The organism is Terribium retamae (genome assembly GCF_022347545.1).
Lineage (GTDB): Bacteria > Pseudomonadota > Alphaproteobacteria > Rhizobiales > Rhizobiaceae > Mesorhizobium > Mesorhizobium retamae.
This window is the reverse complement of the sequence record NZ_JAKREW010000070.1, coordinates 1-15,403: the sequence shown is the minus strand read 5'-3', so window position 1 is coordinate 15,403 and position 15,403 is coordinate 1. Positions and strand designations below refer to the sequence as shown.

Genomic DNA, 15,403 nt, shown 5'->3' with positions numbered 1-15,403 from the left:
ATCGCTACCCGGCCTTCGGCTATGACCTCAGGCGTTCGTGCCTTTTGAAAGGTCCACTGGACCTTTCAATTCGCCTGTGGCGAACCAGGCCCTCACCCCCCGCAAGGGGGGAGATAGAGGCGCCGCGCTCCTACTCCGTCACCGAGACCCGGATCTCGTAGATATCCACCGACTTGCCCTGTTTGTCGAAGTCGGAGTTGATGGCGATGGTGCCGGCCGCGCCGGGGCGGCTGGACGGCAGCTGGACGTCGAACAGATATTCATTGCGCTCGTTGCCGACGGCGTAACGCTTGCGGCCGCAATCGCCGAGTTCGCCGAAATTGCAGTCGACCGACATCTGCGTTTCCTTGCCGTCCTCGGCACGGGCGATGATGTCGAACACCGCCTTCTTGCCGGCGATCTGCTCCAGTATGCCCTGGCCGACGTCGAAAGAAACCGCGGAGCCGGAGGCGCCGGAGGTGACGCGCAGGAAGGAGCCGGAATCGTCCTTCATCACTTCCGCCTTCGCGTCCGACGGGGTCGCCACCTGTGCCGGATTGTCCGGCGAGAAGACGTTGATCCAGTTGCGGTTCTGCGCTTCTTCGCCCGACAGTTTCGGCGCGCCTTCCGGTTCGTAATCTTCGTCCGACACGGTCGGCGTCTGCACCGGCGGCTGGCCGAGCTGCTCGCCGGTCTTGAAGGCATTCGACTGCAGCGCCCACCACAGGCCGATGCCGATGAGCGCCAGGATCGTCACGCCGAAGAAGATCGCCGTCAGCGGCAGGCGGCGGCCGATGCGGCGCTTGTCGCGCTCCGGCGCGACCTGCGGGCTGCCGGCCAGAACTCTTTCCTCGGGCGAAGGCGGCAACGAACCTTCCGGGATGATGTCGGGCACCACCGGCAGCACACGGGAGCGCGATGCATCATCGCCGAGCGACGGCTCGACGCGGCCGCCGAGCTGGCTGGCAGGCGATGGCGCACGCTCGTCCATCTCTCCGTCGAGATCGACCTCGGGTGCGATGTCCTGCACCGCCGGCAGGAACTCCGATTCGATCTCCGCGATCTTGGCCTGCATCGACTTGCGGCGCTTCATCGCCACTTCGACGGTGACGTTCGGATTGGCCAGCAAGGCGCGGTCGAGCGCGGCAAAGGCCGAGCGGTAGACCCGTTCGCGGAATGCGCGATCGTCGGGGTTGCCTTTTTCGAAGGCGTTACGGATCGCCTTTTCGATCGGGTCCAAATCGATTTCCTTCCGGGCGGCGGTCACATTTTCCTGATGGTTAGCCGCCGGAACACAATCAATCAACGGTCGGCAGCCGCCATTCGCCCCTAAGCAGTACCTATTATTCGCATTTTTGGCGCCGATCGTGGCTTTCAGGAAGCAATTTTTGAGCTCTGCTCATCGCGCGTTGTCAAAATCGATGCCGGTTTTCGCGCCCGTGGCTGGAGTTTGCGCGGGCTTTGGGAGACGTGCGTCAGCGTCGCGGACGCCATTCCGGAAAAGTGTGGATCCGGTTTCCCTCCGCAATTTGCGCGAGACAGGGAGCGGCAGCCTTTCCACGAAAACGGAAACACCATCGATTGCCCAGGCTTCGGCCTTGCGCTATGAAATTGACGTTTACGGAAACGTCAATGCAAAGGGAGACTGCAGCGTGGCCCTGCCAGACATTCTCACCAAGACCGTTCGCATCCCGGTGGTCGGCTCGCCGCTGTTCATCATCTCGCATCCGCCGCTGGTGCTGGCGCAATGCAAGGCCGGCATCGTCGGCTCGTTTCCGGCGCTGAATGCACGTCCCGAAGCCCAGCTCGACGACTGGCTGGCCGAGATCACCGAGGAGCTTGCCCGCCACGACGCGGCCAACCCCGAGCGCCCTTCCGCGCCCTTCGCCGTCAACCAGATCGTGCACAAGAGCAACGGCCGGCTGGAGCACGATCTCCGGCTCTGCGTGAAATACAAGGTGCCGGTGGTGATTACCTCGCTGGGTGCGGTCGAGGAGGTGAACCACGCCGTGCATTCCTACGGCGGCATCGTGCTGCACGACATCATCCACGACCGCCATGCGCGCAAGGCCATCGAAAAGGGCGCCGACGGGCTGATCGCGGTGGCGGCGGGTGCGGGCGGCCATGCCGGCACGCTGTCGCCCTTCGCGCTGGTGCAGGAAATCCGGCAATGGTTCGACGGGCCGCTGCTTCTGTCGGGTGCGATCGCGCATGGCGGCGCGGTGCTGGCGGCGCAGGCGATGGGCGCCGACATGGCCTATATCGGCTCGCCCTTCATCGCCACGCAAGAAGCGCGCGCGACGGACGGCTACAAGCAGATGATCGTGGACTCCAAGGCGGCCGACATCGTCTATTCCAACCTCTTCACCGGCGTGCACGGCAACTACCTCAAAGGCTCGATCCGCGCCCAGGGCCTCGACCCGGACAACCTGCCGGTCTCCGACCCGACCAAGATGGATTTCGGCAGCGCCAAGGCCTGGAAGGAAATCTGGGGCTGCGGCCAGGGCATCGGCGCCGTCGACAAGGTCGTGCCCGCGGCCGAACTGGTCGAGCGGCTGGTGCGCGAATACGAGGCGGCGAAGATGAGGCTGGCGGCTTAGGCGGCGCTGTCTTCTCTCAAGGGGGACGAGACATTGCCGCACCATCGCAACAGTCGTCGGCGAACCCTATGGGTTTCCCATAAAATCGGCGACGACCCATCTTGAATTTGCCGAGGCTTGCGTCTATCACGCAGCCATCTTGCGGGTTTTCAGCCCGCCGGGCCGCTTTAGCTCAGTCGGTAGAGCACATCATTCGTAATGATGGGGTCGCGTGTTCGAGTCACGCAAGCGGCACCACTTCCAGTTTTCCGGCGCAGAGTTCCCTCGCGCTGTCGCCTCCACCCGCTGTGACAAAATGCGAAATGCAGGCGAACGGCTGCGGGCACTACATTGCCGGATATGAGCAGTGACAATCCCCTGACGGATCCCAACGTCGCGCATCCAGACATTGACGAGGCGCTGATCGCCCGGCTCGTCCGCACCTTCTACGACCGCGCCCGCACGGACGATCTGATCGGGCCGATTTTTGCCGGAGCGGTGCATGACTGGGATGAGCACATCGCCAACATCACCGCTTTCTGGTCGTCGGTGACCTTGCGCAGCGGCCGCTACAATGGCCGCCCGATGCGCCCGCATCTGACGCTGCCGCTCGAAAACGAGCATTTCGACCGCTGGCTGGCGCTCTTCGAGGCCACGGCGAAAGAGCTCTGCTCGCCAGGGGCAGCGAACGCCTTCATCATCCGAGCGCGCAGGATCGCCGACAGTTTCGAAATGGCGATCGGTACCCAACGCGGCGAAATCCGTCGCCCGCGCCATCGGATGTGACCCGGCAGACCGCGGGTCTCGAACGTCGGTGACGGGACATGATCGATCCTCGAGACCTGCCTTGGGCCCACGCTGATCGCATGCTCTGCAATCGTCTCAAGCGTGCGTCGGGGCTTTCCATTTCTTGTCTCGTTTGAAAAGATCGAACCTGCAATGGCTCGAAATCTTCATTCGGACCGGACTGGATCGCCATCCTTGGGAGAAACAATGAGCAATACGTTCGCCCGGTTCTTGCATGCCTATGGACATCCGGGAGCATCGCAGGCTTCAGTCGACTCCTTCAAGCAGCAGCGTGGCGTTAATTTGCCGGACGATTTCGAAGAGTTCCTGCTCCGCTCTGACGGATGCAATGGCGAGCTTGGCGAAGGATACCTCCAATTGTGGTCAGTCAGTGAACTCATCGGTGCTGATGATTACGAGTTTTTTCCGTCCGGCCAGAACAGATTCCTGATCGGGTCCAATGCCGGTTCAACAGCCTATGCGGTGTATGATGGCAACTTCATATCCGTGCCATTTGTGTTTTCTGGCCCGATAGAGGAAGAGATCGAGGTTCTCGGGCGTAATTTTGCAGAGTTTGTCGCAGCGATCGAGCATGGAAAGGGGAGTTGAAGTCACGCAACGACCAGTTGCGGGCAACCGAGCCGTCACGTCCTCCTCATCGATAAGCCACGACGCAATTCGCCGACAAATCGAGGGGCAGCACAAGTGCCATCCTTGAAGCGGGCCGCCGAGCGCCGCTACAAGGCAGCATGAGCAGCCTCAGCACCCTGGCGGCGACCGTCGCGGCCCGGCAGGAGATCAAAAAGAGCCGTTTTGCCGCGTTCGCCAGCCCTGTGCCGGACGAGAGCACGGCAAAGGCGTTCATCGCTGCGCATTCCGACCAGACCGCGAACCACAATTGCTGGGCGTGGCGGATCGGACAAGCCTATCGATTCAGTGATGACGGGGAACCCGGCGGAACGGCCGGCAAGCCGATCCTGCAGGCCATCGACGGTCAATCGCTCGACCGCGTCGCTGTCGTCGTCACGCGTTGGTTCGGTGGCGTGCTGCTCGGCAGCGGTGGCTTGATCAGGGCGTATGGCGGCACCGCGGCCATGTGCTTGCGGGAGGCGGAAAAGATACCGCTCGTCGACACGATAGCGGCGACGGTCCGATGCGGCTTTGGCGATCTGGCTCTCGTGCAGGCGCGGCTGGAGGCGTTTCCCGGCGCGCAGCTTCGCAGCCAGGCATTCACCGATGCGGGGGCGGAACTGTCGGTCCTGGTTCCGAAGGACGAGGCAGACAACATGGCACGCATGGTGGCGGATCTGACGAGCGGGCGGGCGGCGTTCAAGATCGAGAAATAGCGGGGTCGCTTCCAGGGCCGCCCCTTGCAATTGCCCGCGCAAGAGTCTCAATCCGCACGCCCACGTCGGGCCAGAAGCCCACCGTCAGCCTGCGGACTTCAACGTCACCCGGAAGTGGCCATCGCGGATTGCCGCCTTGCCGTCCAGCGATTCCATGTCGGCGGAGAAGGTGCCTTCGACGGTATTGCCGTCGGCCTTGGTGATCTTCAGCACCGCGGGTTGCTTTGAAGCCCGGTCGATCAGGAATTCATGTCCGTCGCGGCTCAGCTCGATGCAGGGCCCATTGGCGTTGCAGTCGCGTGCCAGCGTCTGTTCCTGCAGCGACGTCGCGTCGAATTGCAGCTTCAGCGTGGTCAGGTCGATGTCGCCGGACTCTACTGACGGCGTGGTCTGGACCAGTAGGACGTTGCCGAGCGCAACCGCAATCATGCCGGTTCCGGACGATGACCACTCCTTGTCACCGATCTTGGCACTGATGCCGTCACCCGCCTGCGCAGTGGATTCGATCTTCTGCTCAGCTGCCTTCGGCGCTTGCGGCTTCATCGGCGGCGCTGGCGTTTGCTCCGCCTGCTTCGGCGGCTCAGGCGCTTGTGGCTGCGCGGCCTGCTGGCCGGGATTGGCACCCGGCGGGGTCAATTCGAAGTTGAACACCTGCCACTGGCCGGCTTCGTTCCTGACGAGGTTGACAGTGGCCGGCAGCGTGACATCGCCTTCCAGCGTGACGGTTCCGACGACCTTACCGCGGCCGTTCTGCATCTCGCGCGTCGGCCAGGATGCGCTCTTGAATCCGGCGAGGCCGAGACGATCGGCGATGGCCTCGAACTCCTGCTCCGAAACCGCCTGCCGAAACCCGCCCGCTGCCTTTCTATACGCTGCCGGTGCGCCGGAGCTGGCGGTGGTGGCGAAGAAATCCGTTGCCGCGTCGCTGATGCCGCTGGTGAAATAAAACACCGTGCCGACGATGACGGCAGCCACCACCGCGACGGCAGCGAGTCCGATCAGGAGCTTCTTGTAAAAGGGCATTCGGATCACTCCGTGACCGAGAATCAAACCGCCCGGGCGGACCATACCGAGGAGGTGTGTGTAGAGGCAACTGACGTCTGCTGCCGCGAGGTTGCCGATATTTCCCTGCAAAATGAGAGTTGATGGCGCAATGCTTTCGAACCAGACCGGCATCGCCTAGGCTGATCGCCCGAAGGAAATCAGATGATCCGCTTCCGCTCCATAATTTTGATCGTCATCGGCTTGAGCGTTGCCGGGTGTGGCACGTCGCGAGAGAGTTACGAGGTCGGGCAGGCCCAGATGCGCTCCAGCCCCGCCTTCAGGCAAGGCGCAATGGAGAGCTGCATCAATGATGCGGATCGTGCCCCCGCCGAGGAGCGGAACCGGTTCGCCGCGCGCCATAAGATCCCGGCGCGCGAGGTATCGCGCACCGCCTGTCGGCGCATCGTCAACGCCATCGCCCAGAACCGCCTCACCTATGAACAATATAGCGAGGTGTTCTCATCGGGAGACGGCGCCAAGCTGCTTCAGGCGGCCGAGGCGACTTACTGAGGGCTTGCTTATCCGCTCACGTCCCCGTCGGCTCACTCCTCGCCGCGCGCAACAGTTCGGAGCGGACCCAAGGATCGGCCATGGCGCTTGGAACGGCGCGGGCGCGCACATCGTCAGGCAGCGTCGAGACCTCGCCGTAGAGACACGACCAGCGCTGGCAGTGTTCGGCGAGCGGGCGTTCGTTTTTCTCCCACGCGGCCAGCCGGGCGGGGATGTCGCGCGGGTCGGCGAGGTCTTCCATATGGGCGGCGAGCGCCAGCGCGCTCTGCATGGCCATGCCGCCGCCCTGGCCGAGATTCGGCGGCTGGGCATGCGCGGCGTCGCCAAGGATCGCGGCGCGGCCGGCCGACCATGATTTCACGGTGACGATGCTGTAGGGGCTCCAGGCCAGCACGTCGCCGATGCGGTCGATGAGATGCGCCCAGGCTGGGAAGGAGGCGCGCCAGGTCGCCTTGTCGAGCGGGTAGGCCCTGCCCTTCTCGTCCGTGTCCTGGCAGGTCAGCGCGAGGTAGATCTGTCGCCCGGCCAGCGGGGTGATCAGGAAGCGGCGCATGCCCGACCAGCATTCGATGTATTTGTCTTCGCCGCCCTGGCCGAGGTCTTCGATGTCGCCTTCGATGATGGTGCGGATGGCGCCCTCCGTCGTCTGCTGGTGGCTGAGCTCGAGACCCAGCGACTTGCGGATCGACGACCAGACGCCATCGGCGCCGATGACGAGGTCGCCCTGCACGGAGCGCCTGTTGGCAAAAAGCAGCTCGCCCTGCGCGCCGGCGCCGATCACTTCTTGGCCGGTGCGGATTTCCACCCCGGCTCTTTCGGCGGCACCCTTCAGGCCTTCGAGAAGGTCGCGCCGATGCAGGGTCACCAGCCGCACCTGTGGCGGCAGGCCGCCATCGTCGAGGATGGCGTTGTCATGGCCGCGCTGTTCCATGGCGTGGCCGCGATAGGCGTTTTTCGACAGGTCGCTCAAACCCAGCGCCTCGAGGATGCGCAGGCCGTTCTCCCAGATATAGATGCCGGCGCCGGAGGCACGGAGTTCGGCCTGCCGTTCGAAGACGGTGACCTTCCAGCCGCGCTGTGCCAGCGCCGTTGCCGCCGTCAGCCCCGCGAAGCCCGCGCCGGCGATGAGCGCCGTTGGTTTGCCTGCCATTGTTTCCTCCTCTTGCCGCACGCCTGCGGCCACGCCTCGTCACATGCCGAAATAGCGGCGCTTCACTTCCGGATCGTCGACCAGCTGGTGCGCCGGTCCCGACAGAGTCACGATGCCGTTTTCGATGATGTAGCCATGGTCGGCGGTTTCGAGCGCCAGCTTCGAATTCTGCTCCGACAACAGAACGGTGTAGCCGTCGGCACGCAGCTGGCTGATGATCTCGAACACCTTCTTGACCATGATCGGCGCCAGCCCCAGCGTCGGCTCGTCGAGCAGGATCAGCCGCGGCTTCGCCATCAGGCTGCGGCCGATGGCCAGCATCTGCTGTTCGCCGCCGGACATCGAGCCGGCCAGTTGTCGGCGCCGCTCCTTCAGCCTCGGGAACTGCCGATAGATCTCCTCCAGCCGCTCCAGCGCGCCGCCATGGGCGCGCGGCACGACGGCGCCGAGCCTGAGGTTCTGCTCCACCGTCAGCGCCGCGAACACCATGCGCCCTTCCGGCACCAGAGCGATGCCGCCGTCGACACGGCTGTGCGAAGGACTGCGGGAAATATCGGCGCCGTCATAGACGATCGAGCCGCTGTTGGCGCGGATCAGGCCGAGGATCGTCTTCATCAGCGTGGTCTTGCCGGCGCCGTTGGGGCCGACCAGCGCGGTGATGGAACCCGGCTCGACGCCGAGGCTGATGTCGCGCAGGATCACCACCGGGCCGTAGCCGGCGGACAGGCCCTTGATGTCGAGCAGCGCCGTCATCCGAAATACACCTTCAGGACATTCTCGTCGGCGACGACCTGCTCAGGCGGCCCCATGGCGATGGGCACGCCGTGGTCCAGCACCAGGATGCGGTCGGACAGGTTCATCAGCGCGCCCATGACATGCTCGATGATGAGGATGGTGAGGCCGCGCTCCTGCCGCAGCCGGAACAGCGTCTCGGTCATCCCGGCGACCTCCGTCGCGGTCAGGCCAGCCATGACCTCGTCGAGCAGCACCAGCCTGGCGCCGGTCGCCAATGCGCGGGCGATCTCCAGCCGTTTCTGGTTGGACAAAGTGAGGCTTGCCGCGAGCTGGCCGGCAAGAGGCGCCAGGCCGACATCCTCCAGCGCCTGGCGCCCGGCGGCGGTCGCATCCGCCAGCCGGTGCGCGCGCGCCGAGCCGTACATGGCCGAGACGATGACATTGTCGAGCACGGTGAGATTGCCGAAAGGCCGCACGATCTGGAACGTCCGGCCGAGGCCGAGCCGGCAGATCTGGTCGGGCCGCTGCCCGGCCAGCGGCTTGCCGGCAAAGCTGATCGATCCGCCATTCGGCCTGATCTGTCCGGCGATGACGCCGAACAAGGTTGTCTTGCCGGCGCCGTTGGCGCCCATCAGGCCGAAGATCGTGCCTTCGTCGACGCCGAAGGAAACATCCTGCAGCGCCTTCAGCCCGCCGAACTGCTTGGAGACGTTCTGGACATCGAGGATGGTCATCAGCGTTTCAGCCCCTTGCTCACGAGGCCGGCCAGGCCTTGCGGGACGAACAGGATGAAGACGATGAGCAAGGCGCCCAGGATCATCATGTAGGCCTGCGGGAAGCGCGCCCACAAAAGCTCCGACAGGATGACCAGGAACAGCGTGCCGAGCAGTGGCCCCGACACCCGCCCGAGCCCGCCGACGATGGCCGTGGTGACGATGGTGAAAGAGACGACCGGATCGAAGGCCTGGTCGGCGGCGAAATAGCTGGTGCGCAGCACCAGCAGCCCGCCGACGATGCCGGGGATGATTGCCGAGGCCACGAAGGCGAAGAGCTTCAGCCGCGTCACCGGCACGCCGATGGCTTCGGCCGCGACCTCGTTCTCGCGGATGGCCGCGAGCCCACGGCCGAAGCGCGATTGCGCGGTCCAGGCGGCCAGCGCCGTGGCGATGACGGCCAGAGCAAGCATGGCGTAATAGAGCGCTTCCAGCGACGGCGCGTCGAAGATCATGCGGCTGAACTGGCCGAGACGGGTCTCCAACAGCATGACCAGGTTCTTGACCAGTTCGGCGAAGCCGAAGGTCAGGATGACGAAATACGGCCCCTTGACGCGCAGAACCGGCAACCCGACGACGAGCGCCAGCAGGCCGGCGGCCGCACCCGACAGCGCCAGCGCATAAGGCACCGGCATCCAGTCCAGGCTGACGACCAGCACATAGGCGCCGATGCCGTAGAAGACGGCGTGGCCGAGCGAGATGTAGCCCGTCGTCGCCGACAGCAGCGACCAGCTCTGGATCAGCGCGATCCACATGGCGACGATGAAGGCGACGCCCAGCCAGTATTCGGAGCCGAGCAACGGCACCAGCGCCAGCAGGCCGGCGACGGCAAGGAAGGCAGCGATCTGGAAAGGCTTGCCGGTCATCGCGCCTGCACCGCCTTGCCGAACAGGCCCTGCGGACGCAGCAGAAGCACGCCGACGAAGATGCCGTAGATGAGGATCGACCGGTAGGTGGCCGAAGTGAGCGCAACGCCGAAGGTCTCGATGAAACCCAATACGAAACCCGCGGCAATGCCGGCCGCGATGTTGCCGAGCCCGCCCATGATGACGACGACGAAGGCGGCGATCGTGAAGGGAAAGCCCATGAAGGGCGTGATCTGCTGCGTCATGGAGACCAGCACGCCGGCGATGCCGGCAATGGCGAAGCCGGCGCAGATCGAGATCATCTGCACGCGCTCGACATTGACGCCGACGACGGCGGCCGCATCCTTGCGCTCGATGACCGCGAGCAGGCTCCAGCCGGCGACATGGAAGCGCAGGAAGGCGAGCGCGCCGAGCGTGATGGCGGCGGCAACGCCGAGCAGCAACAGCATGCTGCCGGTGGCCGAAACGCCGCCGAACATATGGACGCCGTCGAGGAACTGGTAGCCGCGCGACGTCGCGCTGAAGGCCAGCGAGGCGCCGTTCTGCAGGATCACCGACAGGCCATAGAAGATGATCAGCGAGTTGGCTTCCAGCCGCTGCGCCAGCGCCGGCGACCCGAGCTGGCGTTTCAGGAGCACGACATAGACCAGGAAGCCGAACGCCGCGCACAGCACCGTGGTGGTGGCCAGCGAAACGACCGGCGAGATGCCGAGCAGCGTGAAAGACCAGAACGCCGTATAGGCGCCGATCATGACCAGGTCGCCATGCGCGATATTGAGCAGCCTGAGCGACCCGTAGACGAGGTTTAGGCCAAGCGCGACAAGGGCATAGAGCGCGCCGGACACGACCGCCGCGAACAACAATTGCTGGAACATGGCCTCTCACCAACCGGTCTTCGGCCTGAAGTCCTTGGTCTTGATCTGCTCCGGCCAGACCAGTTCGAGGCTGCCGTCCTGGATCTGCAGGAAGGAGGTCGGCGTCGTGGTGTTCTGGACGCCGTCGAACTTGACCGGGCCGTTGATGGTGTCGAAGGTCGCAGACGCGATCGTCTCGCGCAGCTTCTCCTTGTCGAGCCCGGCCGTCGCCACCGCCTGCTGAAGGATCTCCAGCGACATGAAGGACAGAACGCTGTCCAGCGCGTCGGGCGCTTCCTTGTACTTGGCGAGATAGGCGTCGAAGAACGGCTTGGCCTTCGGCCACTTGCTCTGGTTGGGCGACCAGTGGCCGACCGTCACGATGTTGTTGGCGCCGGTGCCGAAGGCCTGCTGGTAGGCCTGGATGGTCGGACCGATCAGCGACAGCACGAAGGGCGCCTTGACGTTGAGCTGCTTGGCCTGGGTGGCGAACAGGAAGGTATCCGACGGATAGCTCAGCACGATGAAGGCATCGGGGCTGGACTGGTTGGCGCCGCTGATCAGCGTCGTCATGTCCTTGATATCGGGCGGGAAGTCCTCATTGGCGACCAGCTTGATGCCGTTCTTCTCCAGCGCCGGCAAAAGGGTGGTCTTGATCTCCTGCGCCAGCGGCAGGACGTTGGCGAAGACGGCCGCCGTCTTGACGTTCTGCTTGGCCATGAAGGCGGCAAGCTCCTCGCCGACCTTGTCGGGGATGACGGCGGTGGGGAACCAGATGTAGCCGGGCTTCACTTCGCGCAGCTTCACGGAAGCAGCGGTGTTGCCGACCATCGGGAATTTGTGCTTGGCCAGCACCGGCGCGATCGCCAGATGGATCGGCGTGCTCCAGGGGGCGGCCAACAGGTCGACCTTGTCCTGCGTGATCAGCTTCTCGTAGATGCGCACGGCGTTGGCCGGGTTGGACTGATCGTCATAGCTGACGAACTCGACCGGGCGGCGCTGGCCACCGCCGATGTCGAGCCCGCCTGCGGCATTGACCTGGTCCTTCCACAGCTCATAGGCATTGACCTGCGAGGGCGCGGCCTGTGCGAACAGCCCGGTCAGGCACATCGAATAGCCGATGCGCAGCGGGCCATCGGCGGCCATCGCCAGGCGCGTCGTCACCGGGGCAAGGGCTGCGGCGGCCAGGAACGTCCTGCGGCTTATCGTGAAAGTCATATGTCCTCCTCCGGCGCGTCTTGCTGCGCTGCCTTCCCATGCCCCCGACGGGGCTGTTCCCACATCATGGCCCGGTGCGTGTTCGCACTCTTGAACGAATGACGTTCTTTAATGAACGACGATATGCAGGAGAGTGTCAATAGCGAATTATATTCTTTTATCGAGAGGTGTGTCGTGGCCTGGAGGTAGCCGATTGCGCATCTCGGCGCGGGGCGATGAAGAGGGCGCGGATGGCCGCGCCAGCGGCGGGAATCGGCACTGCATGTGCTTGCTCGTGCCGGCTCCATTCCTCCGCAGTTCCGGAATGGATCCCCGACACTCGCTACTCCCTCCGGTCGCTCACCAGGTCGAGGATGACGGCTGCGTTGGTGGCCGAGGCCAATCGCCAACGTTGGCTCCTGCTCCGGCGATTAGCGAAGGCGAATAGGGAGCTCCGTCATCCTCGACCTCGTAAGGAGCGAAGCGACTGGAGAGTGTCGGGGATCCATTCCGGAACATGGACGCAGGCGCAGCGGTCCAGAACAGCCCGAAATACCTAGCGGTTGCCGATCAGCATGCCGACCAAAGCTTCCTCGACATCGCTCCTGTTGGCGGTGCTCTCATTGGCGGCGCGTTGCGACTTCACGCGCATGGCGACCCCGTCGAAGGTCAGCATCAAGAGGTGTGCGAAGGCGCGCAGGCGCGGGTCTTCCGGCTTGGAGCCCTCGATCGCGTCGCAGACGATCTGCACGATCTTGTTCTCGGCCCAGTGCAGCAGATCGGGCTTGTACTTGTCCTTCGGCATGACGATGGCCAGCCCTTCCATGAGGGCCGAGGTGTAGCCGGTCTTGTCGTCGGCGATGTCGTTGAGCAGGCCGCTGACGAGGCGCTGAATCTTGCGTTCCGGCGTCTTCAGCCGCGCCACGGCGCGCTCCAGCGCCAGCATCTGCGCCTCGAACCAGGGCGTGTAGATGGTGAAATAGATCTGCAGCTTGGATTCGAAATAGACATAGACGTTGGACGGCGCGATGCCGGCGCCCTTGGCGATCTTGGCGACGGTGGTGTCCATATAGCTGGTCATCGCGATCTGCGACGCCGCCGACGTCAGGATCGCCTGCCGAACCGTTTCATTCTTCACGCGGGCCAAGATCACCCCTCTCGCACGAATTTGAGACACTACGCTTAAGCGCGGAATCTGCGCCGGTCAAACGGCCGGCCGACAAATGACCATGCCAGGGCAAGGCTAAGCACGTCCGCCTCAAAAAAGAACGACATTCTCTATTGACATCGACAGGCTTCGACTCTTTTCATAAGAGAACGCCATTCGTTATAGAACAAGAAACTTGCAACGGATGGCCAGTGATGGAGCCCGCGCGCCCGGGCCAGGAATGGGAGAAACCGATGCCGACCGTGCAGATCAACAACCACCCGATCGCCTATCTGGAATTCGGGGACCCTGAGGCCGACACCATCATCCTGTTGTCCGGCTGGGCGCAGGACAACCGCCTGTTCAAGAACCTGTCGCCGCTGCTGGCCGAGACATTTCATGTGCTGGTGCCCGACTATCGCGGCCATGACGCCAACGAGACCGTGCATGGCGACTTCGGCACCGAGGAGCTGATCGACGACATCGCCGCCTTCATCGAGCTCAAGGCGCCGAAGAACCCGATGCTGGTTTCGACCTCGCATGGCTGCTGGGTCAATATCGGCCTGTGCGAGCGGCTGGGCTATGAGCGCACCATCCTGATCGACTGGCTGATGCAGCCGCATCCGGGCTTCATCAAGCAGCTCGAGGACGGGCAGGACCCTGAGCGCTACAAGCAAGGCCGCGACAGCTTCTTCAACGAATGGGAGGCGACGACCGACAATGTCGACGTCATCAACCACATGAAGAAGGAAATGGCCTGGTTCTCCGGTCCGATGTGGATGCGCGCCTGCCGCGAGATCCTCAAGGCCTACACAAAATACGGCTCGCCGCTCAAACGCATGGAAGGGCTGAAGAAACAGCCCGAGCTCATCCACATCTATTCGCAGCCGCTCTCGGCCGAATACCGCAAGTTCCAGGAAGACTATTCCGCCGGCCACCCCTGGTTCCGCCCCGTCCACATCCCCGGCCAGACGCATTTCCCGACGCTAGAGAACCCGACAGCGGTGGCGAAGGCGATCGTGGAGTTCAGGAGGGGGTAGGAAGGCGGCGCTGCGAGCGAGCGGGGCTTCGCGTTATCCGGCAGATGGAGTAGATATCCAAGCTGTACTTCGGTGGACGATGTCATGTTAAGATTGGCAGGCGAAGAATTTCCCGAGAGCTTGGCCTGCATTACCTGCAGCCATGTGCTGGAAGGCCACCCGATAGGCCTCGTCGCGCGTGACGAAGACGGCGACTGGCAGTTTTTGTGCGGGACGTTCGCTCACCAGGTGTCGGATGGGCGCCTGATATCCATCTCTTCGGCGATCGAGCTGGAACCTCGTCTCAGCTCGCTTAAGGCCGTCCCCTTGGGTGCATCGGTGACGCTGGAGCCTCGTAAATAATCGGTTCTAATCTTTTCGAGAGTGCCTTCATGAACAACTGACCACACGCTTGTGCTGAGGTCAGGTTTGACAGACAACTGCAAAGCTCCAATGCCAGTCAGGCGCGCAAGTTAGGAAAACTGATGGAAAAGACAGAGGGCGCCACCGAACCTGATGTTTATGAGCTGCTTCTAGAGGCGGCTACCGCGCGCAGGAAGGCGGCGAAATCGATGCTCGATGCATATGCTGCCAATGCGTTGCCTAATCCTGCCACACCCGAAGACCTGGCTTTCTGGGAGCAAGCATTAGCCGATGCGGAGCTGGAGTTAGCTCGTTTCCACCCACCACATCGGGACTGATCGACGTTTCTCGCCAACAGTCTGCCTCACGCCGCCACCGCATTCGCCTGTACAGTCGTCACCGCGATCATCGAGAACACGTCCTCGGCGCTGCATCCTCGAGACAAATCATTAGCCGGCTTGTTCAAGCCCTGCAGGATCGGACCGATGGCGGTGGCGCCGCCGATGCGCTGGGCGATCTTGTAGCCGATGTTGGCGGCGTCGAGATTGGGGAAGACGAAGACATTGGCCTCGCCATGCAGCGCGGAGCCAGGCGCCTTGGCGGCACTCACCACTTCGACAAAGGCGGTGTCGAACTGCAACTCGCCGTCGATGACCAGTTCCGGATCGGCGGCGTGCGCAAGGCGGGTGGCTTCCACCACCTTCGAGACGCGCTCATGCGTAGCGCTGCCATTGGTCGAAAAGGACAGCATCGCCACCTTGGGCGCAGCACCGGCCAGTGCCTGGTAGGAGCGCGCCGACATGCGGGCGATGTCGGCAAGGCCGGCAGCATCGGGATCGACCACCAGGCCGCAATCGGCGAAGACGAAGGCGCCCTTCTTCACGTGATGGGGCTGGCACAGCATCATCAGGAAGAAGGAAGAGACCAGCCCGACGCCGGGCGCGCGGCCGATGCATTGCAGTGCCGCCCGCACCGTGTCGGCAGTGGTGGCAACCGCCCCGCCGACCGTGCCGTCGGCCTCGCCTTCGCGCACCATCATGGCGGCGAAGGTGAGC

General features: G+C 63.7%; 18 protein-coding genes and 1 tRNA gene. 9 read left to right on the top strand and 10 right to left on the bottom strand.

Annotated elements, in window-relative coordinates; genetic code table 11:
• Positions 1 to 130: 130 nt before the first annotated feature.
• The gene (locus L4923_RS29105) at positions 131 to 1,219 is read right to left on the bottom strand and encodes a hypothetical protein (protein WP_239370595.1); all 1,089 of its coding nucleotides are present in this window, start codon (positions 1,217 to 1,219) and stop codon (positions 131 to 133) included.
• A 412-nt stretch (positions 1,220 to 1,631) separates the two neighbouring features.
• Here L4923_RS29105 and L4923_RS29100 point away from each other — a divergent pair, with 412 nt between their 5' ends.
• The 5 genes from L4923_RS29100 (at position 1,632) to L4923_RS29080 (ending at position 4,690) form a co-directional block, all read left to right on the top strand.
• Entirely contained in the window at positions 1,632 to 2,579 is a 948-nt protein-coding gene (locus L4923_RS29100; protein WP_239370594.1) for an NAD(P)H-dependent flavin oxidoreductase, read from the top strand.
• 161 nt (positions 2,580 to 2,740) lie between these two features.
• Positions 2,741 to 2,816: transfer RNA gene (locus L4923_RS29095), tRNA-Thr, on the top strand.
• Positions 2,817 to 2,918: 102 nt separating this feature from the next.
• Positions 2,919 to 3,344, top strand: a complete 426-nt coding sequence (locus tag L4923_RS29090) for a group III truncated hemoglobin (protein WP_239370593.1) — start codon at positions 2,919 to 2,921, stop codon at positions 3,342 to 3,344.
• A 207-nt stretch (positions 3,345 to 3,551) separates the two neighbouring features.
• Positions 3,552 to 3,953: an SMI1/KNR4 family protein gene (locus L4923_RS29085; protein ID WP_239370592.1), complete on the top strand. Its 402-nt coding sequence runs from the start codon at positions 3,552 to 3,554 to the stop codon at positions 3,951 to 3,953.
• Positions 3,954 to 4,093: 140 nt separating this feature from the next.
• On the top strand, positions 4,094 to 4,690 hold the full coding sequence (locus tag L4923_RS29080) for an IMPACT family protein (RefSeq protein WP_239370591.1): 597 nt from the start codon (positions 4,094 to 4,096) through the stop codon (positions 4,688 to 4,690).
• A gap of 84 nt (positions 4,691 to 4,774) precedes the next feature.
• Here L4923_RS29080 and L4923_RS29075 read toward each other — a convergent pair whose 3' ends face one another.
• On the bottom strand, positions 4,775 to 5,713 hold the full coding sequence (locus L4923_RS29075; RefSeq protein ID WP_239370590.1) for a hypothetical protein: 939 nt from the start codon (positions 5,711 to 5,713) through the stop codon (positions 4,775 to 4,777).
• Positions 5,714 to 5,896: 183 nt separating this feature from the next.
• Between L4923_RS29075 and L4923_RS29070 the strand changes: the two genes are divergently transcribed.
• Entirely contained in the window at positions 5,897 to 6,244 is a 348-nt protein-coding gene (locus L4923_RS29070; protein ID WP_239370589.1) for a hypothetical protein, read from the top strand.
• A 16-nt stretch (positions 6,245 to 6,260) separates the two neighbouring features.
• Here L4923_RS29070 and L4923_RS29065 read toward each other — a convergent pair whose 3' ends face one another.
• The 7 genes from L4923_RS29065 to L4923_RS29035 all read right to left on the bottom strand — a co-directional run bounded on the left by L4923_RS29065 (position 6,261) and on the right by L4923_RS29035 (position 12,957).
• Positions 6,261 to 7,394, bottom strand: a complete 1,134-nt coding sequence (locus L4923_RS29065; protein ID WP_239370588.1) for an FAD-dependent oxidoreductase — start codon at positions 7,392 to 7,394, stop codon at positions 6,261 to 6,263.
• 39 nt (positions 7,395 to 7,433) lie between these two features.
• Entirely contained in the window at positions 7,434 to 8,147 is a 714-nt protein-coding gene (locus L4923_RS29060; RefSeq protein ID WP_343304425.1) for an ABC transporter ATP-binding protein, read from the bottom strand.
• Positions 8,144 to 8,863 carry an ABC transporter ATP-binding protein gene (locus tag L4923_RS29055; protein WP_239370587.1) on the bottom strand — a complete coding sequence of 240 codons (720 nt, stop codon included), beginning with the start codon at positions 8,861 to 8,863 and terminating at the stop codon, positions 8,144 to 8,146. Before L4923_RS29055 ends, L4923_RS29060 begins: the two co-directional genes overlap by 4 nt.
• The gene (locus tag L4923_RS29050; RefSeq protein ID WP_239370586.1) at positions 8,863 to 9,768 is read right to left on the bottom strand and encodes a branched-chain amino acid ABC transporter permease; all 906 of its coding nucleotides are present in this window, start codon (positions 9,766 to 9,768) and stop codon (positions 8,863 to 8,865) included. Before L4923_RS29050 ends, L4923_RS29055 begins: the two co-directional genes overlap by 1 nt.
• Positions 9,765 to 10,643 carry a branched-chain amino acid ABC transporter permease gene (locus tag L4923_RS29045; RefSeq protein WP_239370585.1) on the bottom strand — a complete coding sequence of 293 codons (879 nt, stop codon included), beginning with the start codon at positions 10,641 to 10,643 and terminating at the stop codon, positions 9,765 to 9,767. The genes L4923_RS29050 and L4923_RS29045 overlap by 4 nt, the downstream gene beginning before the upstream one ends.
• A gap of 6 nt (positions 10,644 to 10,649) precedes the next feature.
• Positions 10,650 to 11,840, bottom strand: coding sequence for an amino acid ABC transporter substrate-binding protein (locus L4923_RS29040; protein ID WP_239370584.1), 1,191 nt, complete (start codon positions 11,838 to 11,840; stop codon positions 10,650 to 10,652).
• Positions 11,841 to 12,375: 535 nt separating this feature from the next.
• Positions 12,376 to 12,957, bottom strand: coding sequence for a TetR/AcrR family transcriptional regulator (locus L4923_RS29035; protein ID WP_239370596.1), 582 nt, complete (start codon positions 12,955 to 12,957; stop codon positions 12,376 to 12,378).
• 263 nt (positions 12,958 to 13,220) lie between these two features.
• Here L4923_RS29035 and L4923_RS29030 point away from each other — a divergent pair, with 263 nt between their 5' ends.
• The 3 genes from L4923_RS29030 (at position 13,221) to L4923_RS29020 (ending at position 14,686) form a co-directional block, all read left to right on the top strand.
• Positions 13,221 to 14,006, top strand: a complete 786-nt coding sequence (locus L4923_RS29030) for an alpha/beta fold hydrolase (RefSeq protein ID WP_239370583.1) — start codon at positions 13,221 to 13,223, stop codon at positions 14,004 to 14,006.
• 84 nt (positions 14,007 to 14,090) lie between these two features.
• Positions 14,091 to 14,348 (top strand): hypothetical protein, encoded by a 258-nt coding sequence (locus L4923_RS29025; RefSeq protein ID WP_239370582.1) that lies wholly within the window; start codon positions 14,091 to 14,093, stop codon positions 14,346 to 14,348.
• A 122-nt stretch (positions 14,349 to 14,470) separates the two neighbouring features.
• Positions 14,471 to 14,686 (top strand): hypothetical protein, encoded by a 216-nt coding sequence (locus tag L4923_RS29020; RefSeq protein WP_239370581.1) that lies wholly within the window; start codon positions 14,471 to 14,473, stop codon positions 14,684 to 14,686.
• 26 nt (positions 14,687 to 14,712) lie between these two features.
• On the opposite strand, the gene L4923_RS29015 is transcribed toward L4923_RS29020, so the two are convergent.
• Positions 14,713 to 15,403 (bottom strand): phosphotransacetylase (locus L4923_RS29015; RefSeq protein WP_239370580.1); only part of this gene is annotated, 691 nt, incomplete at its 5' end.